The following is a 21295-nucleotide window of genomic DNA, read 5'->3' as shown; positions in this document are numbered from 1 at the left end:
GGGGTGCAATCAGGATACTGTTGTGCGTTGGTTTAAAACAATCGTTCAGGTTGTCTCTCCGAGCATTTCGTCTTTTATTGCATCGATCTTCATCGACAGATCGAGCCACTCGTCATCGAGCGATCCTTTCCGGTTTTTCAGGACTTCATACTCGTTGAGCGTTTCGTTGAATTTCACGCGGTCATTACACTGTAGCGGGTCGGCAAGCACCGACTCAATTTGCCTGATACGGTTTTCAATTGAGCGAATTTCCTTTTCGATTTCCCCTATTCGCTGTTTGAGATGCTTCGTTTTACGGTGCAGCTCGTTGCGGAGCTCTCCCTCGCGGCGTTTACGGTCTTTTTCAAGTATTTTTTCAGTCGGCCGGGAAGGAGTATCCGAAACGGGAGAAATTTCTGCATCACGGCCGGTTTCCTGCTCTTTTTTATAACAGTACTCATTGTAGTTCCCGAGATAGACGGTCACTGTGCCATCTACAATCTCAACGATTTTATTTGCGGTTCTATCGATGAGATCGCGATCGTGGGTAACAAAACAGAGAGTGCCGTCATACGACTGGAGAGCATCCACGAGTACATCGCGTGAAGGTATGTCGAGGTGGTTCGTGGGTTCATCCATGAGGATGAGATTCGCTGGCCTGAGAAACAGTTTGGCCAGCGCCAGCCGTGCCTTTTCGCCTCCAGAGAGAACCGAAACCTTTTTCGCCACATCGTCGCCTCTGAACAGAAACGAGCCGAGCATGGTACGGAGACGCTCATCATTCTCATCGACTGATGCCCGTCTCATTTCCGCAAGAACAGTATTATCCTGCATAAGCTGCTCGGTCTGATACTGGGCATAGTAGACCACCTGGACATTGTGACCGAGTGTACGTGTTCCTTCGTTTTGCTTCAAGGTTCCCGCAAGCAGCTTGAGGAGTGTTGTTTTCCCGGCGCCGTTCGGTCCGACAAGCGCAACCTTGTCTCCGCGGACAAAGGTAAGATCGAGGTTCCGGTAAACCTGTTTCGTATCATCATACCCGAACGAAAGCCCGGCAAGACTGAGCACCGCTTTTCCGCTTCGCGGGGACGGCGGGATAAACAACCGGACAGTTCGTTCGGTCCGTGGAGCGGATATGCGTTCCATTTTTTCAAGACGTTTGATTCTGCTCTGAACCTGCGTGGACTTGGTATTTTTTGCCCGGAAACGATCGATGAAGCGCTGCTCGCTTTCGATAAAACGTTCCTGGTTTTTAATGGTGGCCTCGATAATTTCCATCTCCTTGTCCCTCATCTGCCGGTATGCATCATAATCGCCCTGATAAAGCCGGGCGGAACCGGGTTCCATGGCGATTATCTTTGTAACCGTACGGTTGAGAAACCGTCGATCGTGGCTGATGATAAGAACTGCGCCGGCATAGTCCCTGAGATAATTTTCGAGCCATATGACAGCATCGAGGTCGAGATGGTTTGTCGGCTCATCGAGGAGCAGAATGTCAGGCTCGCTGAGAAGAAGCTTTGCAAGACCCGTGCGCATGCGCCATCCGCCGCTGAATTCCGACATGGTGCGAGAGAAATCGACATCCTTGAATCCGAGGCCGGCGAGGATAATCTTGGCTTCGTATTCGAGGGTATATCCCCCGGAATGCTCATAATGAGCCTCAATTTCACCAAGCTCCCGCATAAGGTGCGCCTGATCTTCACGGTCGGTTGTTTCAGCGAGTTCGTCAAGGATCAGTTTTCGCTTGTGCTCGAGTTTCTGGGCGCTGGTCCGGGCGCTCATGACCTCGCCGAGCAGCCCGTGACCGGAATCAAAGGAAACGTTCTGCTCCAGATAGCCGATTGTCGCACCTTTTTGAAGATGTATCGAGCCGGTATCATATTCCGCATTACCGGATATCATATCGAGCAGAGTTGTTTTACCCGACCCGTTCGGCCCGATAACACCATACCGGTCACCGGCATAGAGAGTAAAAGACAACCCGGAAAAAAGAATTCTGGTTCCGAATGACTTTGATATATTTGAAACGGTCAGCATATTGGTTATATTATCTCATCATTGCATTGACAATAAAAGGTCGATCCGGTATAACCTGAAGATAATGCAGGCTTTAACCTCATGTAATTGATAAAATATATCGAACGTATAATATAGCTTCAATAATTATATGAGTCAATGTATTCCGATACCCATGCCAGGCTCAATGGAACTTTTCCATGTATTACGGGTTTAATCCCTGCTTACCTGCTTCGCCGAACTACGGTGAGTGTTTTCGATAAATATTGTTCCGTGGAGATATCATGACAGAAAGAAGTGAATATGTATTCGAGGTAAGCATCGATGATTTTGAACAAAAAGTTATCGCCGCTTCCCATGAAAAGGTTGTTCTGGTCGATTTCTGGGCAGAATGGTGCAGTCCATGTAAAATGCTCGGGCCCGTTCTCGAAAAGACTGTCGCATCGTTCAATGGCCGGGTAGTGCTGGCGAAAGTGAATGTCGACAATAACCGTGAGCTGGCTATGCGATTCCGTATTCAGAGTATCCCATCGGTGAAGATCTTTTCACGGGGGGATGTAGTCGATGAATTTATCGGGGTAATTTCCGAATCCGAGATTCTTGCCCGATTAACCTCCGCAGCCGGCGATGAGAAGGACGAGATGATTCACCATGCCGATGCTTTGTTGCAACAGGAACATCTCCCTGAAGCCGAAGCTCTTTACAAGAAGATATTACAGGAGATTCCCGATCATTCGGGAGCGCTTATCGGCCTTGCCCGTATCGCACTCATGAATGACGATACGGTTCAGGCTCAGGAGCTTCTTTCAAAAGTGGATCAATTTGACAACCGTCACGAAGAAGCCGCATCGCTTCTCGGTATTCTCGATTTTATCAAAGTCTGCAATGATTCGGGGGGATTCGATTCATGCCGGTCGAAACTGCAGCAGAATCCGGACGATCTTGATGCGCTTTACACCATGGGAAATTGCTTTGCGGCGGAGGCCAGATTCGAAGAAGCACTCGAAACGTTTCTCGGAATAGTCAAACGCAACGCCACATTCGGGAACGGGAAAGCGCGTTTGGCCATGATCACGATCTTCTCGATCCTCGGTCACGGCAATCCTGTCACCTCGAAATACCGTGAGCTCCTCGCACGTGTTCTGTTCTGAGAGTGATATCATCCGCAGAACGAACAATGCAGGAAATAACATTCAACCGGAGATGCCGTGAAAACCATGTGATTTGCATTGACTTTACAGTGCAAATTTTATATTTTTGAAAATTCGGAGCCAACGTAGCTCAGTCGGTAGAGCAGCTCACTCGTAATGAGCAGGTCACTGGTTCGATTCCAGCCGTTGGCTCCAATAAAAACAGGCGCTTACAAGGCGCCTATTTTTTTGTCGTGTACACGTTCGGTGTGCACGGTTTTTCATATTCAGGGAATGATGGGATTGTCAGCGGTTGATTGTCATCAGGTAAGCCGAGGTTCTTACTCTATAGTCAGGGACATGAGTACATGTGGACAATCCAGTGTCGGCACGGGTGACGAAGAGCATCACAGGGAGCATGTCACTTATTCTTTTGACGGGCTGCTCTTTTTCTATCGCTCTCGACAAGCAACCGTTTTCGGAGCCTGATCCACTTCGGAGTCACCTCAACAAGCTCATCGTCCTGAATGTATTCGAGTGCGATCTCGAGGCTCATTTCACGCGGCGGCCTGGTTCTTGCCGAATCATCCTTACCCACTGCCCGGAAATTAACAAGTTGTTTTTGCTTGGTCAGGTTAACGGTGATGTCGTTTTCCTTGCAGTGTTCTCCCACGACCTGTCCCTCATAGATCGGTACACCGGGATTTACGAAAAAGAAACCGCGGTCGTAAAGAGAATCGAGAGCATAAGCGGTTGACTGGCCGGTCTCACTGGCAATTATAACACCTGCCTGTCGCTGCGGGATATCTCCCCGCAGAATACCGTAGTGCTCAAAGAGATGGTGCATGACCGCCCGGCCTTTTGTTGCGTTCATCATACGGGTATGAAGACCGAAAAGCCCCCGTGAGGGAATCAGAAACTCCATATGGACATTATCGCTGTCACCAGTACCCACCGCCATGGTGAGCAACTCGGTACGGCGTTCGCCGACAATATTCATGACTGAACTCTGGCAATCGGAGGGACAGTCAACGACAAGCCGTTCAATCGGCTCATGGAGCTTACCATCAATCTCGCGAATGATCACTTCCGGTTTACCCACGCAGAATTCAAAACCCTCTCGCCGCATATTCTCTATGAGAATCCCGATGTGTAAAAGTCCCCGCCCCGAAACTAAAAACTCATGGGCGGTTGGTCCGGAATCAACCCTGAGCGCCACATTCTGCTGCAGTTCCCGTTCAAGACGCTCCTTGATTTTAGTGCTGGTCACTAATTTGCCATCCTGCCCGGAGAAAGGGCCATCGTTAATCCTGAACGTTGTGTGCATAGTAGGCTCATCAACTTTAATAGTCGGCAGTGCGGCGGGAGAGACGGGGCACGCTACGGTATCGCCTATGTCCACCGGATCGAGCCCTGAAACCGCACATATGTCTCCGGCGCTGGCGATATCCACAGGAATTTTTGTCAGGCCTTCAAAGCGAAAGAGTTGCACAACCTTCTGACGGGTAATCGAACCCGACCTGCTGATAACGGTCACCATTCCGCCTGTGGAAACTTCTCCGGCATAAATTCGCCCAATAGCAATTCTGCCGACATACTCGGAATGATCAAGAGTATTGACCAGCATCTGGAAGGGCTTCGACGGGTCATTTGCCGGAGCCGGAATGTGGTTAATTATCGCTTCTAAAACCGAACGCATGTCACTGGCAGGGGCGGCAAGATCGGTTGTTGCCCAGCCCTGTTTAGCCGACGCATATACAACCGGAAAATCAAGGGCATTATCATTTGCGTTGAGTTGTACCAGCAGGTCAAACACATCATTCACTACTGTATCGGGACGTGCATTGAGACGATCCACCTTGTTGACTACCACTATCGGTTTAAGGCCATGTTCAAGCGCCTTGGACAAAACAAACCGCGTTTGCGACATGGGGCCGTCGAAAGCATCGACAAGAAGCAGAACACCGTCCGCCATTTTCAGAACACGTTCCACCTCGCCGCCGAAATCGGCATGACCGGGAGTGTCGATGATGTTGATCTTATATGAAATCCCATCGAGACCGGTATAACGAAGTGAGCAATTCTTGCTCAAAATGGTAATGCCACGCTCGCGCTCAATGGGATTTGAATCCATAACGAGTCCATGCTGACCTCCGGCGAGTTTATCCAGATCTTCGCTTCGGAACATGCCGGACTGATAGAGGAGCTGGTCAACCAGTGTGGTCTTGCCATGGTCGACATGGGCAATAATGGCAACATTTCTTATGGTGGAAACAGGACATATGGTATCTGTTATCATATGATCATTTCATACAAAGGATTAATAGCAAAACAGACAGAGACAGCTTGATAATATAATCAAAATGGAATAATATTGCAATGGAAATAAAGAAATAACAACACTGGCAACCCCCCATTTTTTAAGAACATTTTTTTTAGATGTTACTTCCTTTGCGTGCCCAAAGGAAGTAACCAAGGAAAGGGCACCCCGTGAAAAGGCTTTTCAACGGGTTTATAAATTCACAGGCTTTAACGGTCTATATTCTATTTATAATCAATGTATTACAATACAATTCATCGTGGATTTTAGGGGGTCACCAGCATAAATCGGCATAGTACCATACTGAACGTCATGACCTGAATTTCTTGCCGTTTTCAGTTTCAAACCGGCTTAAAATTGCTGGAAATCATGGGAGATTTTGATTATATTTCATAGTTCATGACAGGATCATGGATAAACGTATCCTGAATAAATCGACAGCAAAAAACGATTTGTCCATGGAGGTAGGCTCGCATGAATCTGAACAAGTTTACCTTGAAAAGCCAGGAAGCTCTCGAACGGGCTCAGAATCTCGCAGCGGAATACAGTCATTCCCAGATAGAACCGGAACACCTCCTCCTCTCGCTTATTACCCAGGAGGACGGCCTTGCCCGAAATATACTCTCAAAACTGGAAGCAAATCCCGATGCCGTCGAATCCCGTGTCCGCGAAGTACTCGGCGCCATGCCCAGGGTGCACGGTCAGGCTCAGGTATATCTTTCCCAGTCGGTCACATCGATTCTCAACGGCGCACAGAAGGAAGCGGACAGGCTCAAGGACGAATACGTAACCGTCGAGCACCTCCTCATTGCAATCAGCGCCGAAAAATCGTCCCGCGCCGCCGATATTCTGAATTCGTTCGGGGTGTCCAGGGACGCTATTTACAAAACCATGGTGGAACTCCGGGGAAAACGGACCGTCACCGACCAGGACCAGGAATCGAAGTACCAGGCGCTCGAACGGTATACCCGCGATCTCACCAAGCTCGCCCGGGATGGTGAACTCGACCCCGTCATCGGCCGTAACGATGAAATCAGGCGCGTCATGAAAGTCCTGAGCCGGAGAACCAAAAACAATCCGGTGCTTATTGGTGAGCCGGGTGTCGGCAAAACAGCGGTGGTCGAGGGTCTCGCCCAGAAAATCATACAGGGCGATGTCCCGGAATCGCTCAAAAACCGCCGCGTCCTTCTGCTCGACCTTGCGGGCATGATTGCCGGGAGCAAGTTCCGCGGTGAATTCGAGGAGCGCATGAAAGCAGTCATCAACGAGGTCGAGGAGGCTGCCGGCTCGGTTATCCTGTTCATTGACGAGCTCCACACCCTTGTCGGAGCGGGCGCTGTCGGGGGCGCCATGGACGCGTCGAACATGCTCAAACCCGCGCTTGCCCGTGGCAAACTCCGCACCATCGGCGCCACTACTATCACCGAATATCGTCAGAACATCGAAAAGGATGCCGCACTCGAACGCCGTTTCCAGCCGATCCTGGTCAAGGAGCCGACGGTGGAGGAAACGATTTCGATTCTCCGCGGTCTCAAGGAAAAGTACGATGTGCACCACGGCGTACGGATACAGGATTCCGCCATTATCGCCGCGGCGAAGCTGTCCGACCGTTACATCAACGACCGTTTTCTTCCCGATAAGGCCATCGATCTCATCGATGAAGCCGCGGCGGAGCTGCGGATAGAAATCGATTCGATGCCCTCCGAGATGGATGCCATCCAGAAGCGTATCATGCAGCTCGAAATTGAAAAAGCGGGCATCAGGAAGGAAAAGGACGCCCGCGACCGGCTCAAACCAATCGACGAGGAGCTCGCGCAGCTCAACGAGGAATTCTCGATCCTCAAGGCTCAATGGCAGGCGGAAAAATCGGTGGTCACGGATATACGGTCGCTCAAGGAAAAAACCGAACAGCTCAAGACCGAAGAAGCCCATGCCGAACGTGAAGGCAACCTCGAACGTGCCGCAACCATACGGTATGGTGAGCTTGTCGCGGTTGAAAATAAACTGAAAGAAGCCGAAAACCGTCTTGCGCAGACACAGCAGAATCAGCGGATGGTGCGCGAGGAGGTTTCAGAGGAAGACATTGCGGAAGTCGTCGCTAAATGGACCGGGATACCGGTATCGCGGCTTCTCGAAAGCGAACGCGACAAACTCGTCCACATGGAAGAGCGTATCCACGACAGGGTCGTCGGCCAGGAAGAGGCTGTCAGGGCGGTCTCGAATGCGGTGAGACGCTCACGGGCGGGGCTCGGCGATGCGAACAGGCCCATCGGATCGTTCATGTTCCTCGGCCCGACCGGTGTCGGTAAAACCGAGCTTGCGCGGGCGCTCGCGGAATTCCTCTTCGATGACGAGAACGCCATGATCCGTATCGACATGAGCGAGTACATGGAGAAACACACCGTATCGAGGCTGATCGGCGCCCCTCCGGGATATGTCGGTTATGAGCAGGGCGGACAGCTCACCGAGGCTGTCAGGAGACGTCCCTACCAGGTAGTGCTGTTCGACGAGATCGAAAAGGCGCATCCGGATGTTTTCAATGTCCTTCTCCAGGTTCTCGATGACGGCAGGCTTACCGATGGACAGGGTCGCACGGTGGATTTCCGCAATACGATCATCATTCAGACATCGAACATCGGCTCTGATATAATCGGCGAGTACTCACAGGAACCCGGGGCTGGCGGCGCGGTCACGGGAAAGGTCATGGAGCTTGTCCGCCGCAGTTTCAGGCCGGAATACCTGAACCGACTCGATGAGATCATCATGTTCCATGCGCTTTCACACGACAATATCAGAACCATCGTGAAGCTCCAGCTTGACCGCCTTGCCGGCCGTGTGAAAAACAACATGGATATCGAGCTCGAATTCTCCGGCAAGCTGATCAATCACATTGCGGATGCGGGTTTCGATCCCACATACGGCGCCCGGCCCATAAAACGGCTTATTCAGCGCGAAATCGAAAACGGGCTTGCATCGGAGATGCTGACCAGAAACCTTCCCGAAAAGGTTACTGTTGACTTTGACAATGGAAAGATCGTTTTTTAGTAAGATTAGCCATTTTTCAGTGCGCTCCCGGTTTTTTTCACGATACGGAGATCAAACACTGACCGTTATGTTTCACAGATGATAATCCCTTTATAAAAGGGGTGCCGCCATGATTACCGTATACAGTTACAACATAGCGGAAGGAACGCTGTCGAAACCGACAATAAAAGAGCTTCCGGTTGTTTTTGAGTCTGAAAATGTCGATTTATGGGTCGATCTGGAAGCGCCGACAGCTGAAGAAGCCGCGATTCTGCGTACGGTATTCAACTTCCACGAACTCGCAATCGAAGACTGTATAGCGACCGATATCGAAGAGGCGAAACTCGATGACTATGAAAGCTATCTGTTCCTAGTCTTTCAGGCCGTTTTTTATAACAACGAGCGCTTATCGTTCGACATCACCGAACTCGATCTCTTTTTCGGGGAAAACTATGTGGTAACACATCACAAGAAACCCACGGTCGGAATAAACCAGCTCAAGCACCGTCTTGAAAAAGGAATAGACTTCATGGCTCAGGGAACCGACGAAATTCTCCATGCAATTGTCGACTCCCTCGTCGATAACTACACGCTGACGTTCAAGAAGCTCGAACGGAGCATCTACGCCATCGAGGGAGAAATCCTCTCCGAACCGACCAAAAAGACTTTTAACAATATTTTCAGACTCAAGCGCGGCCTCATCAACCTCCGCCGTATCATCGCGCCAGAAGAAGAGGTTCTTGAAATCCTGGCCAATTCGGAACACGAGCTGATTCAGGAAGAAAACAAATTCTATTTCCAGGATGTTCACGACCATATTTCAGCTATTCAGGGTCTCCTTGACTCCTATATGGAAATGGTTACGGGCACGATGGACACCTATGTCAGCATTTCAAATCACCGTATGACCGACGTGATGATCATGCTCACCATAATTTCCACCATTATGCTCCCTCCGACGCTTATCGCAAGTATTTACGGCATGAATGTAAATTTACCTTTTTCCGACAGTCCGCACATTTTCCTGATCATCTCCATTATAAGCATGGCGTTTGTCGGTTTCATGCTGTTGTACTTCAAGAAAAATGACTGGTTTTGATCATGAAATCAGCTCCTGACCGTGATACGATAGCGATTACAGACCTCGGCGCCTATAAGCGGAATCTAGAAAAGATCCGGAACTTCACCGGTCCCGAAGTTCGTCTCATGGCAGTTGTCAAGGCGAATGCTTACGGACATGGCATGGTCGAATGCGCCCGAACCGCTCATGCGGCAGGGGCTTCCATGTTCGGTGTCGCCCTCGCCGCAGAGGGGGAAATCCTCCGTAAAGCAGGTCTGACCGGGCCGGTTCTCGTCATGGCCCCCGAATCGCGGGATCACTGGAAGACATTCCTCGACAACGATTTAACCATGGCCCTTACTTCCTTTGAAATGCTTGAGGAGATACGGACTCTGCTCGCTGGAGAAGAAACATCGCTGGCCGTTCACATCAAGGTCGACACCGGTATGGGTCGAGTCGGAGTCGCTCCGGAAAAAGCTCTCGAACTTGCCGAGCGTGCATATGATACTCCCGGCATTGCAGTCGAAGGAATATTCAGCCATTTCCCCTCCGCCGACGAAGACCGTGACGACTATACACGCCGTCAGATCGATTGTTTTGAAAACCTGCTCGACCGGCTTTCACAAAGGGGAATCCGGCCGCCTCTGGCTCACATGTGCAATTCCGCGGGAACGCTGAAATTCCCCGAAGCTCATTTCGATCTCGTACGGCCCGGAATCATGACATACGGTCTTCTGCCATACCCGGGAAGCAAGGAAAAACTGGAGCTTGAACCGGTCTTGTCATTCTACAGCAGAATAGGCTTTATCAAGGAAGTGCCATTGCAAACGCCGGTCTCGTACGGTGGGACATTCGTCACCGGCCGTCCCTCACGGCTCGCCACCGTACCGGTCGGATACGCCGACGGGTATCGCCGTCACCTCTCGAACAGGGGGCGCGCACTTGTCAACGGAATACCGGTACCCGTTGCCGGTCGAATCTGTATGGATCAGACGGTGTTCGACATAACCGATGCAGGCGATGTCCGTGTTGGTGACACCATTACGCTTATCGGAAGGGACGGCGATGAACGAATTACGGTCGAAGAACACGCTTCACTAGTGGGGACAATCAGCCATGAAATTGTTACGGGAATCACCAGTAGAGTTTTTAGAGCCTTTATCGAAGCCACCTGAAAAGGTGTATGTGACCGGAGTCGATTGCGGCCGATTCCGGGTTTATCTTGCGGGAACTTCACGGGGACTCGTGCATGTGTCGATGGAGGGAACTCTCCGGTCGCTGGAAAAGAAAATCCGGATGGAATGGAATGCCGAAGTGGTCGAAGACAGCGCGCCATTCGAAATTGTTTCCGAAGACCTGCGGGCTTATTTTTCTGGAGTTCCCGGGCCAATCCGCGGTATCGTGCAGCCGGTAAGGACAACACCGTTCACACTGGAAGTTCATCGCCTGCTTGCACGGATACCCTTCGGGAAAACGCTTCAGTATGGTGAAATTGCGGAGCTTATGGGAAAACCCGGAGCAGCCCGTGCCGTCGGAAATGCGTGCGGGAGAAATCCTGTCATGCTTGTTGTACCCTGTCACCGTGTGGTCGCCACCAGCGGTCTCGGGGGTTTCGGCGGCGGCCTCGATATGAAAAAAATGCTGTTGAGGCTCGAGAGCGTTTAACTCCATCTGTGCATAAATTATAATGGAACGTGGATTTACTCAAATCGGGCGGATTTTCACGAATTTGTTTTTTATATATCATTGTAATAATGTCGATTTTAATTGTACGCAAAGATAGTATTAATAATATATTGTGTCTCTTTGTGCCTTTGTGTCCCGGTGGTGATGAAACATGTCATTACATGAATTTTCTTTCTCCGTTTCCTCCGTGTCTCCGTGGTGAAATATTTTAAACACTTTCAGATAAACACGGGTTAGGTAGTATGAGCCTGCGAGATATTACACTGGGCCGTTTTGTCTACGGCACATCGTTTCTCCACCGTCTCGATCCCCGCGCGAAGCTTGTGTGTCTTCTCATTATCATGTGCGGTCTGTTCGGTATGAGCGGGTGGCGCCCGCTTCTTTTTACAGGGCTTTATACAGCGCTTGCATGCGCGATGTCCGGCCTGACACCGTTCTATCTGGCTCGGAGCATTATGCCGTTTAAATGGCTCATCCTTGTCACCGTCCTCCTCAATGTGCTGTTCGTGGGTGGCCACATTCTTGTTGAGGCCCCTCTCCCCTATGGCGGTATAACAAAAGAAGGGCTTATGCTGGGAACCCTGTACGGGTCACGTATCGCACTGCTCGTGCTCGCGGCTTCCCTTCTGACATTGACGACCGAACCGATAGTGCTCGTGACCGGTGTTGAAAAAATGCTGTATCCCCTGTCGAAAATTGGTATGAAACCCCAGGAGCTGGCAATTGCGATGGTAATAACCATTCGTTTCATTCCCGTTCTTCTCGATGAGGCGGTGAAAATCAGCAAATCCCATGCGGCGCGGGGTTTTAACCCGAACAGGGGGCTGAAGGCACGCCTGAAATCGGTGTCCATGCTCATGGTGCCCCTCCTGACATCGTCCATCAGGAGAGCCGAACACCTCGCGGTTGCCATGGACTGCCGCCTCTACCGGAGTGAAGTGCAGCGAACCCGTTACAGGGAAATTCATATGTCGTTTCGCGACTGGGCGGTTTTGTCCGTGACGGCTGTTTTTGTTCTCGGTATGACGATAGTGTAGTTTCGAGTTTGTATCGTTTATAACAGGGAAAAGCGCAGTTTTTAACCCAAATATTTCTCAATGGTAAAAGTATGTGCTTTGGATGCTGAAACGAGTTCAGCATGACCGTGAATCATGTCACCCTGAACTTTTTCAGGGTCTGCATTTCCTAAGTATCGTAAAAGTTTTATAAACAAACCGGATGCGAAATATCAATCACGGAATCGAATGAATACACGTACGATTAAACTTGTCATCGAATATGATGGCACACGATTCGCGGGCTGGCAGGTACAGCCGGAAGCGAGGACGGTGCAGAGCGTTATCGAAGAAGCTCTCGGTAAGGTTCTCCATAATCCTGTACGGCTTGTCGCGGCGGGACGGACCGATGCGGGTGTCCATGCCGCCGGTCAGGTGGCATCGTTCAGGACTACATCAGATATTGACACAGCCCGCCTGAAACGAGCGCTCAATGCGTTGTGCCCGCGCGATGTGACCGTGCTGGAGCTCTCTCAGGCACCTGATGGTTTCAACGCGCGTTTCAGTGCAGTGTCGCGGAGCTACCGGTATATGTTATCCACCCGTCGCCTGTCCATAGGCCGCTCCTACGCATGGCATGTGCCTTACAGACTGGACAGGGAACTCCTCATGGCATCTACACAGTGTCTCGATGGCGCCTGTAATCTCCGGGGATTTTCAAAAGGACAGGAAAACGATGATTTTTCGACTGTTATCCTGAAAAACCAGTGGAAGTTTGACGATAATTTGATGATATTTGAAATCACGGCGGTCAGGTTCTTCCACCACTCCGTGCGAAGCATCGTGGGAAGTGCCGTTGATGTGGCCCGCAGAAAAGCACCTGCCGATCTGCTGCGCCGGATTCTGGAAACACGCGACAGACGCCTTGCAGGGACAACCGCTCCACCGACCGGTCTTTGCCTGGTCAGCGTTGATTATGGAGAATAAGAAAAATGTATGTCTCAAAAAATAATTCCCATCAGACGACAGGCCGGACAAACCGGCTGAAATACACCGCCCTGGTGTTTATTGGAATTCTGATCGGATCGGTGTTCACGGTGAAACAGGGATTTTTTACAGGCAGCGACCGGAACCTCGATAACGGAATCGTCGCTGTGGCACAGACGGGTTCACCGGCAATTCCCCGTGATATTCCCGAGTACGAGCGGGCTGTCATCGAAGCGACACACAAAGCCCTCCCTGCTGTTGTCAGCATCCACACATACGGGACACGGAATGTTCTCTATACGTTCCGCGATCCCCTGCTCAACATGCTTTACGGCGGCCGTATCGGAGAGCAGAACGTTTCTTCTCTCGGTTCGGGTGTTATCATCGATAGAGATGGAACCATCATATCAAATGATCATGTCATCAATCTTGCCCAGGATAATCCCCGGATGAGAATTCAGGTCTCCCTTACCGACGGAAGGACATTCGAGGCTAAGCTTCTCAAGTCGTTTCCCCGCCAGGATATCGCCATCCTGTCGATCAAAGCGAAAAACATCCCGTACCTCGACCTGGGATCCTCGGGTGATCTCGTGCAGGGGCAGACTGCTATCGCCATCGGGAATCCATTCGGGCCGAGCCTGACTCTGGGCCTTTCGGGCGGTGAGCCGACAGTAACACGCGGTGTCATTTCGGCCCTGAAACGAAGCCTGACCATGGAAGACACCGAGGGCACTCCGCGATACTATCGAAATATGCTCCAGACAGACGCTTCCATCAACGAGGGCAATTCCGGCGGCGCGCTCATCGACCTCAACGGCAGGCTTATCGGAATCAATACCGCTATTTACACCGCGGGCGGCCCCGGTTCGATCGGTATCGGATTTGCTATCCCTGTCGACCGTGTGAAACTCATTCTGGATAATGTCCGGAATTACGGCGACATTCCGGATGCGTTTACCGGTATCACGGTTCAGCAGCTTACACAAAACACGCGGAGGAGAATAAATCTCCAGTCGGACAGCGAAGTAATGATTAAACATGTCGATTCGGGAAGTCCCGGTGATAGAGCCGGATTCAAACCGGATGATGTGATCGTCGGCGTCAACGGGCTGAATGTTACCACGATCGAGGAAGTACAGAACATGTTTCTGGGCGCTGTTCCGGGTGAGGTCTATACCCTCACGGTATACCGTGACGGCTCTTTCATGGAACTGAACCTCAAGCTCGGGATAAGTAAATAAACGGGAATTATTTAATCCTGTTTTAACAACTTCTGACCGAAATGAAACTAATACAATGTTCTTATTGTGGAAAGATACACAAATTCACAAAATATAATTTGTCAAAAAACACCGTATAAAGTATATTGGAGTATTAGGCGGTTTATGATGAAGATTGATCCCGATGGCTATAAATTATGTGTGATTTTTCTTTCGGGTGCCGTACTGGGATTTGGAGGCTACTATAAATTACAGTGGCCTGTGTTTTTATGGCTGGTATGGTTTTTTTTGATAATAACCGTTTTTTCCCTGTTTTTTTTCCGCGATCCCCGGAGGATCATACCGCCCGACGCACATTCGGCGGTTTCGGCGGCCGATGGTGTGGTCGTTGATGTGTCGACAGTCGAAGCGGACGGATTCGAAGGGGGAAAGGCATTACGAATCGCAGTGTTCATGAATGTTTTTAATGTTCATGTGAACCGGACCCCTGTTGACGGCAGGGTAATACGGACTATACACAGGAACGGAAAGAAGCTTTCCGCGTTTAACAAGAGGGCCGAATACGAAAACGAACATGCCGATACTGATTTTGCGACATTATCGGGTCAGGTGAGGATTCGTCAGATTGCGGGTCTTATTGCTCGGAGAGTAGTTACACGGGTAAAGGATGGTGATGAGCTCAAAAAAGGGGATAGAATCGGTTTAATACGGTTTGGCTCAAGAGTTGACGTTTTTTTCCCGATTAATTATATACCCGCTGTTTCAAAGGGCGATCATGTCCGGGCGGGCGAAACGGTAATTGCCCGTATCCCGGCCGGCGATACCCGGAAGTAAATTCCGGACGGTATATAAGGAAAAGGAGACAATTTCATGAAGCTCCATAAAACAAAAGTGGTTCTGCCCACAATATTCACTCTGGGTAATGTGTTCTGTGGTTTTCTTGCCATCAACAATGTGGTTGAAGGCTCACAGGCTTCAATGGTTTCGGCGGCATGGTGGATTATCATTGCCGGTATTTTCGATGCGCTCGATGGTAAAATAGCCCGTCTCACCGGGACATCATCGGAGTTCGGCATTGAATTCGACTCGATTGCCGATGTTATTTCCTTTGGTGTCGCCCCGGCTGTTCTCATATATAATTACTCGCTTCGTGAATTCGGAAGAATCGGTTATTTCTTCGCATTCTGTTTTCTCGCTGCCGGCGCTCTCCGTCTGGCACGATTCAACCTGAGCGCAAACACCGGAAAAAAGAAGTTTTTTACCGGTATGCCCATCCCTGCCGGGGCGGGTATAGTAGCCGCATATGTCTTGTTTACCGAGAATGTTTGGGGCGGAATCGGTCAGATAGATATAGCAATAGCCATTACTATTCTATCTTCGATTGCAATGGTGAGTCATTTCAAATACAATGTCCTCCCGAAAATCGGATTTGGAAATCGAAAAGATTTTATTAAAAGTATCTCCTTTCTTGTATACATAGCCATAATTGCCCGGTTCCCCGATGAAGTATTTTTCCCGACCGGTATCCTTTATCTTTTTTCGGGTCCCGTAAGAGATCTGACTGCACCGGCAGTCAACCATGTTTTTAATAAAGTCGACAGCAGGTGATATTCATACCTGTGCGGAGATGTGATGAGAGGTAAAAATATCGGTACGTTGATCGTTACGCTTTTTGTCGGAGTTCTGATCGGAGGTGCGCTCGGACAGCTTCTCGGACTTTTTCTTCCCGGCGATCATATCGTTGCAAAAGCGCTCGTTGATCCCCTTTTAACCTATGTTGCCGGCCCGTGGGATTTGAATCTTATCATCATCGTTATAACTTTAGGTTTTCAGATGCATATCAATTTTTTCAGCATATTGGGCATTGTCGGTGCCTGGTATTATTATAAGTATTCTTACTGATATCAATTCCTGCCTGTCAGGATTCATTACATGGAGGTGAGTATTATGTTTGGACTTGGCCCAATGGAACTTGTCATAATCTTTCTTATAATCCTTCTTGTGTTCGGCGCCAAAAGAATTCCGGAAATCGCCCAGGGTCTCGGGAAAGGAATCAACGAATTTAAAAAGGCTGCCAGAGAAGTCACCAGCGAGCTTGATGTTGATAAAACTTCAACTCCGACCACTCATGTCAGAAATGAGTTAAAAGGCCAGCCTGTGCAACCGCCTGTTGAAAAAAAAGAAACACGTGAAGGTTGAATCATAACACATCCCTCTTTTACCTTATGATGTACACCGTGATACATGGGAAGCTCTATTGACATCCACAGGAGGGATGTTTTTTTTCAATACCGTTAAACCGGATCACTGTCGTCGCTGCCCAAGGATACCGGACTGCAGGAGGTATTAGTTTGGAATTATTCGAGTTGAGAGCTCGTGAACTCGCAAAGAAAATCAGAACGGGAGAAGTTTCATCGGTCGAAGCTACAGAAGCTGTACTCCGCAGAATCGAACAACTCGAACCCATTATCAACGCTTACATTACCGTTATAGCCGATAAAGCCCTCGATCGCGCACGGTCTCTTGACGATAAACGCGCCCGGGGTGAAGACACAGGTCCGCTCGGCGGTGTTCCCATGGCCATCAAGGATTCGATCATAGTCGCCGGAACACGAACTACCGCCGGATCTCACATTCTTGAAAACTATATTCCACCCTATAATGCCCATGTTATCGATAAGCTGCTCGATGCAGGAGCGGTGTTTGTCGGAAAATCCAATACCGACGAATTCACCATGGGTTCCACCTGCGAGACATCCTATTTCGGTACAGCGCGAAACCCGCACAACATCGACAGGGTAACCGGAGGTTCCTCGGGAGGCTCGGCAGCAGCGCTCGCCGCTCATGAGTGTATCGCAGCTCTCGGCTCGGATACCGGCGGTTCCATCAGGCAGCCGGCTTCCTTCTGCGGAGTTGTCGGCATCAAGCCTACCTACGGCCGTGTTTCACGGTTCGGCCTGATCGCTTATGCATCCTCGCTCGACCAGATAGGGCCCATGACAAAATCTGTCGAGGATTCCGCGCTTGTTCTCTCGGTCATCGCCGGTCACGACAGACGTGATTCGACCAGCCTCGACGAGCCCGTTCCCGATTATATCGCCGAAACAGACGCGGGAGTGAAAGGGCTCAGGGTCGGTCTCCCACGCGAATATTTCGGTGAAGGGCTCGATCCCGAAGTTCTGAAAGTTACCCTCGAAGCGGTGGATATTCTGAAATCGGAGGGGATAGAAATCGTCGATATTTCGCTCCCCCACACCGAATACGCGGTACCGACCTATTATCTTCTGGCCACAGCGGAGGCATCCGCGAATCTGGAGCGGTACGACGGCGTGCGGTACGGTCACCGTTCCGGGGACGCCGAGAACCTGTATGAAATGTACAGCAAATCACGCTCCGAGGGATTCGGCATCGAGGTGAAACGCCGTATCATGCTCGGCACGTACTGCCTCTCCGCGGGCTATTACGATGCATATTACCGTAAGGCGCAGAAAGTCAGACGGCTCATCAAGGAGGATTTCGACCACGCATTCGGGACAGTCGATGCCATCCTTGCTCCGGTCTGCCCTACAACCGCGTTCCCTGTCGGCTCCAAGATCAACGATCCCCTCCAGATGTACCTTGCGGACATCTATACCATATCGCTCAATCTTGCCGGACTGCCCGGAATCACTGTTCCGGCGGGGAAAGCTCGTGACGGTCTGCCCGTCGGCGTCCAGTTCATGGGAAGGATTCTCGATGAGAGCACCCTGTTCAGGATTGCCCGGGTTCTCGAACGGAATGTGGGATACCTGAATGTGGAAAAGGGGGCGGTCTGATGAGGTACGTTCCGACAATCGGACTTGAAATTCATTCCCAGCTTGCCACGAAGACCAAGATATTCTGCGGATGTTCCACCGAATTCGGCAGTGAACCCAATACCCACAGCTGCCCCGTATGCCTCGGCATGCCCGGTGTACTGCCCGTACTCAACAGGCAGGCGATTGAGCTGGCGATGCGCATGGGACTCCTGACAGGCGGGAACATCCAGCGTATGAGTTATTTCGCCCGTAAAAACTACTTCTACCCCGACCTTCCCAAAGGGTATCAGATAAGCATGTTCGAATTACCGCTCATCAGGGGCGGGCATCTGGACCTCCGAACATCGACCGGGGAAAAGACCATACGTTTCAACCGTATTCATCTCGAGGAGGACGCCGGGAAACTCATTCACATCGAGGGAGACACCAAATCCTATTTCGATGTCAACCGGTGTGGCGTACCGCTTATCGAAATCGTTACCGAACCTGATTTCGAGACCACCGAGGAAATAACGCTCTTTCTGAATACCCTCAAGGAAATGCTTATATTCTCCGGTGTTTCGCTGGGAAACATGGAACAGGGGAACATCAGGGTCGATGCAAATATCTCGATCAGGCCTGTAGGCCAGAAAAAACTCGGCACCAGAACCGAAATCAAGAACATGAATTCCTTTGTCAACGCTGCTATCGCGATCAACGCTGAAATCGAGCGTCAGACCGATATTGTTGAACAGGGCGGATCGATCGTCCAGGAAACCCTCCTGTTCGATGCGGCGCATAAAACGCTCGCGGCCATGCGGTCAAAGGAAGAGGCTCACGATTACCGGTATTTCCCGGAGCCCGACCTCGTTCCGGTTTTTGTCGATGACGAATGGATCGGGCGGGTCAGAAGCGAGCTGCCGGAAATGCGTGACCAGATGCGGCGGCGGTTCGAGACGGTATACCAGATACCTGCCTATGACGCGGAAATTCTTACGACATCTCCTGAGATCGCCTGTTACTATGAAGAAACCATTAAAGCGGGAGCCGATCCCAAAAAAGCATCAAACTGGATCATGGGCGAAGTCCTCCGGGTTTTGAATGAAACCCAGCTCCCCCTCGGCGAGTTTAAGATAAAGCCCCCCATGCTCGCCGGATTGCTTTCAATGGTTGAAAAGGGCACGATCTCCGGATCGATGGCTAAAACGGTATTCGATGAGATGAGGGCAACCGGGAAGGACCCGAAAGCAATCGTCGGGGAACAGGGACTCACCCAGATTTCCGACAAGGATGCGCTTGAAAAAATAGCCCGGGAAGTTATATCCTCCAGCCCGGATGAAGTTGCGAAATATAAGGCCGGGAAAACACAGGTACTCGGATTTTTTGTCGGTCAGGTCATGAAGGCTACCGGGGGCAAGGCAAATCCCGGAGAAGTGAATGCAATCATACGGGAGATACTTTCATGAAGCGACATATTCGGACTTTTGCGCGGATAACTGTTCCGGTGCTTCTGGGCGTCTTTTTATATACCGGCGGTGTCAATGCCCGGAGTATTAACGACAGTCTCGGCACATCGGGTTTTTCCTGGCTCAAATCGATTTCCGATGCCGAGATATCCGCTGCCGGTGAATGCCTCGCAGCCCGTGACACGCGCGCAGGACTTTTCGTTCATCCCGCCGCTGTGGCAGGATCGGATGACGGGACATTCAAGATGAGCTATATCTCCCATTATGTCGATACACAGTACGGCTCGATCGGTTATGCCCGGAAACTGCGAGGCCGCTACTGGGGATTCAGAATGAACTATGTCAACTACGGCGAATTTGTCCGGACGAACAAGGCGGGAGAAAAGACGGGCTCATTCGATGCGGGTGATATGGGTTTTACCGTGAATCTCGGTCAACGGCTGAGAGAAGACCTCAAGGTCGGCGCCATGGCTTCCTTCATGACATCGAAGATCGACGATTTTTCCGCCCAGGCCGTCTCGCTGGACCTCGGAATGCTCTATGATACGCCGTTCGAGGGCCTCTCGGTCGGCGCGGTGCTCATGAATCTGGGGACTGTCACCAAGAGTTACTCGACCGCATATAAAGACCGTCTGCCCGTACTCCTCACCGTAGGCGCCCGTAAAAAACTCTCTCATGCGCCGTTTACCCTTTATTCCGATGTCACCTTCCCGCGGGACAACGACATGGTGTATGCATTCGGCATCGAGATGTCGATCCGCGATATCATGTTCCTTTATGCGGGAACGAAAAGCAGGAGTGTGGCGGACCTGAATACGTTCAAATCCGAAACGGATTTTTCGGGGATAACGACATTCGGATTCGGAATAGCGCTCAACCGGTATCGTTTCAATTATGCCTATCTCCCCGATGATGCGCTCGAAGACATCCACAAAGTCACTGTCGGAATAAAGCTTCCGTAAAAATATCTTAACAAACCCGGATCAAAAAAAGCCGGCGCAACCGCGCCGGCTTTCTGTCATGTCCATCATATGTTCCTGTTTACTATAAACCTCACTGGATCATCGAAAACATCAATCGAATCTCCTCATTTGCGCTCCGATTCTTTTTTCAATTGCACGCGGAGTTCTTCGATCTTACCGCCGACAGCATCGAGCTGATCCTGAATCGCTTTGTCGCGCTGAATGGTGGGGCCGAGATCGACAAATTCGTTGGTGAAAACGGATTGCCTGTCTTTCGGATTCTCTTTCTCTTTAACCGCTTCAGGTCTCAGGTCGACGTTTTCAACTCCATTGAGAAAAGTGAGCGATCCGTTCCAGATATCGAGCTTCATCACTCCGATTACCCTTCCCCCGTCCGGACACCGTGCGATGATTGTTTCATTCACCTTATACGGCAGAAAATGTATATGGTCGGAGCTCGGATTATGTTCACGGGTATGACCGTAGATCAGAAGATTTATTCCGGGAACTTGTTGAACGAGTTTTTCCACGTTTTCTTTATCCATATATACCAGTGCAATAACAAGCTCTGCGCCTTCGCTCTTGAGCTTTGCGATCTCTTTCCGCGCTGTTTCGGCAGGGTCGAGGATATTAATCGTGTCACGTTCATTAAGAAAAGGTATTCCCATGGAAGT

At 50.5% G+C, this 21295-nt stretch carries 17 protein-coding genes, 1 tRNA gene and 1 pseudogene; 16 read left to right on the top strand and 3 right to left on the bottom strand.

From position 1 onward, the window contains the following. Nucleotides 1-45: 45 nt before the first annotated feature. Nucleotides 46-2016 carry an ABC-F family ATP-binding cassette domain-containing protein gene (locus LLG96_07260; protein MCE5250002.1) on the bottom strand — a complete coding sequence of 657 codons (1971 nt, stop codon included), beginning with the start codon at nt 2014-2016 and terminating at the stop codon, nt 46-48. 263 nt (nt 2017-2279) lie between these two features. Here LLG96_07260 and trxA point away from each other — a divergent pair, with 263 nt between their 5' ends. Together trxA and LLG96_07250 are read left to right on the top strand one after the other, a co-directional pair. Beyond that, on the top strand, nt 2280-3146 hold the full coding sequence (gene trxA, locus LLG96_07255) for a thioredoxin (GenBank protein MCE5250001.1): 867 nt from the start codon (nt 2280-2282) through the stop codon (nt 3144-3146). Nucleotides 3147-3265: 119 nt separating this feature from the next. Further along, nucleotides 3266-3341: transfer RNA gene (locus LLG96_07250), tRNA-Thr, on the top strand. 205 nt (nt 3342-3546) lie between these two features. On the opposite strand, the gene typA is transcribed toward LLG96_07250, so the two are convergent. Further along, nucleotides 3547-5424: a translational GTPase TypA gene (typA, locus tag LLG96_07245; GenBank protein ID MCE5250000.1), complete on the bottom strand. Its 1878-nt coding sequence runs from the start codon at nt 5422-5424 to the stop codon at nt 3547-3549. A gap of 495 nt (nt 5425-5919) precedes the next feature. On the opposite strand from typA, the gene clpB reads away from it, so the two are divergent. The 14 genes and pseudogenes from clpB to LLG96_07175 all read left to right on the top strand — a co-directional run bounded on the left by clpB (nt 5920) and on the right by LLG96_07175 (nt 20621). Continuing rightward, a complete protein-coding gene (gene clpB, locus LLG96_07240) occupies nt 5920-8490 on the top strand; it encodes an ATP-dependent chaperone ClpB (protein ID MCE5249999.1) in 2571 nt (856 codons plus the stop codon). Between the two features lie 109 nt (nt 8491-8599). Further along, nucleotides 8600-9568, top strand: a complete 969-nt coding sequence (corA, locus tag LLG96_07235) for a magnesium/cobalt transporter CorA (protein ID MCE5249998.1) — start codon at nt 8600-8602, stop codon at nt 9566-9568. Between the two features lie 2 nt (nt 9569-9570). Continuing rightward, nucleotides 9571-10704, top strand: a complete 1134-nt coding sequence (gene alr, locus LLG96_07230) for an alanine racemase (protein MCE5249997.1) — start codon at nt 9571-9573, stop codon at nt 10702-10704. Nucleotides 10705-10987: 283 nt separating this feature from the next. Then, nucleotides 10988-11194 (top strand): annotated as a pseudogene (locus LLG96_07225) (MGMT family protein). Nucleotides 11195-11457: 263 nt separating this feature from the next. Then, on the top strand, nt 11458-12252 hold the full coding sequence (locus LLG96_07220) for an energy-coupling factor transporter transmembrane protein EcfT (protein MCE5249996.1): 795 nt from the start codon (nt 11458-11460) through the stop codon (nt 12250-12252). Nucleotides 12253-12459: 207 nt separating this feature from the next. Beyond that, entirely contained in the window at nt 12460-13197 is a 738-nt protein-coding gene (gene truA / locus LLG96_07215; GenBank protein ID MCE5249995.1) for a tRNA pseudouridine(38-40) synthase TruA, read from the top strand. A 5-nt stretch (nt 13198-13202) separates the two neighbouring features. Next, entirely contained in the window at nt 13203-14438 is a 1236-nt protein-coding gene (locus tag LLG96_07210; protein MCE5249994.1) for a trypsin-like peptidase domain-containing protein, read from the top strand. A 144-nt stretch (nt 14439-14582) separates the two neighbouring features. Further along, nucleotides 14583-15251, top strand: coding sequence for a phosphatidylserine decarboxylase (locus tag LLG96_07205; GenBank protein MCE5249993.1), 669 nt, complete (start codon nt 14583-14585; stop codon nt 15249-15251). A gap of 36 nt (nt 15252-15287) precedes the next feature. Beyond that, nucleotides 15288-16025, top strand: a complete 738-nt coding sequence (gene pssA, locus LLG96_07200; GenBank protein ID MCE5249992.1) for a CDP-diacylglycerol--serine O-phosphatidyltransferase — start codon at nt 15288-15290, stop codon at nt 16023-16025. 24 nt (nt 16026-16049) lie between these two features. After that, a complete protein-coding gene (locus tag LLG96_07195) occupies nt 16050-16319 on the top strand; it encodes a DUF4321 domain-containing protein (protein MCE5249991.1) in 270 nt (89 codons plus the stop codon). A 45-nt stretch (nt 16320-16364) separates the two neighbouring features. Then, the gene (locus LLG96_07190) at nt 16365-16616 is read left to right on the top strand and encodes a twin-arginine translocase TatA/TatE family subunit (protein MCE5249990.1); all 252 of its coding nucleotides are present in this window, start codon (nt 16365-16367) and stop codon (nt 16614-16616) included. 152 nt (nt 16617-16768) lie between these two features. Continuing rightward, on the top strand, nt 16769-18232 hold the full coding sequence (gene gatA / locus LLG96_07185) for an Asp-tRNA(Asn)/Glu-tRNA(Gln) amidotransferase subunit GatA (protein ID MCE5249989.1): 1464 nt from the start codon (nt 16769-16771) through the stop codon (nt 18230-18232). After that, complete coding sequence (gene gatB, locus LLG96_07180) at nt 18232-19659, top strand: Asp-tRNA(Asn)/Glu-tRNA(Gln) amidotransferase subunit GatB (protein ID MCE5249988.1); 1428 nt, start codon at nt 18232-18234, stop codon at nt 19657-19659. Before gatA ends, gatB begins: the two co-directional genes overlap by 1 nt. Further along, nucleotides 19656-20621 carry a PorV/PorQ family protein gene (locus LLG96_07175; GenBank protein MCE5249987.1) on the top strand — a complete coding sequence of 322 codons (966 nt, stop codon included), beginning with the start codon at nt 19656-19658 and terminating at the stop codon, nt 20619-20621. Before gatB ends, LLG96_07175 begins: the two co-directional genes overlap by 4 nt. A gap of 125 nt (nt 20622-20746) precedes the next feature. On the opposite strand, the gene LLG96_07170 is transcribed toward LLG96_07175, so the two are convergent. Beyond that, on the bottom strand, nt 20747-21295 hold a 549-nt coding region (locus LLG96_07170), incomplete at its 5' end, for a hypothetical protein (protein MCE5249986.1).

It is taken from the genome of bacterium, from assembly GCA_021372535.1.
In the GTDB taxonomy this organism is placed as follows: domain Bacteria; phylum Latescibacterota; class Latescibacteria; order Latescibacterales; family Latescibacteraceae; genus JAFGMP01.
Note: the sequence above shows the minus strand (reverse complement) of the source record. Positions and strands in the feature narration are given on the sequence as shown.